The following is a 365-nucleotide window of genomic DNA, read 5'->3' as shown; positions in this document are numbered from 1 at the left end:
GGTTAAGACGTAAGCGGCCGAAAGTACTATACTGGCAACGGTATGGGAGGATAGGTGGCTGCCGGATTTATAAAAAATAAGATTAGTGCGGGCTTATAGCTCAGCCGGTTAGAGCGCACGCCTGATAAGCGTGAGGTCGGTGGTTCGAGTCCACTTAAGCCCATTTTAAAAAGCACTAATTGGCACCGTGGGGGTGTAGCTCAGTTGGGAGAGCACCTGCCTTGCAAGCAGGGGGTCAAGAGTTCGAATCTCTCCATCTCCACTCAGTTCCTTTAAAAGGAGCTGTACATTGTACCTTGAAAACCGAATACTGAAATGAAAGATTTTAATCAGAAACTACGATTATAATCGACATCGAAGATCCA

At 46.3% G+C, this 365-nt stretch carries 2 tRNA genes; both read left to right on the top strand.

The window, feature by feature from the left end:
* Positions 1-89: 89 nt before the first annotated feature.
* Positions 90-163: transfer RNA gene (locus tag D6855_RS16610), tRNA-Ile, on the top strand.
* A 26-nt stretch (positions 164-189) separates the two neighbouring features.
* Positions 190-262, top strand: a tRNA-Ala gene (locus D6855_RS16605).
* Positions 263-365: the final 103 nt, after the last annotated feature.

It is taken from the genome of Butyrivibrio sp. CB08 (genome assembly GCF_003625485.1).
GTDB lineage: Bacteria > Bacillota > Clostridia > Lachnospirales > Lachnospiraceae > Butyrivibrio.
The sequence above is the reverse complement of the archived record's forward strand: the minus strand, read 5'-3'. Positions and strand labels throughout refer to the sequence as shown.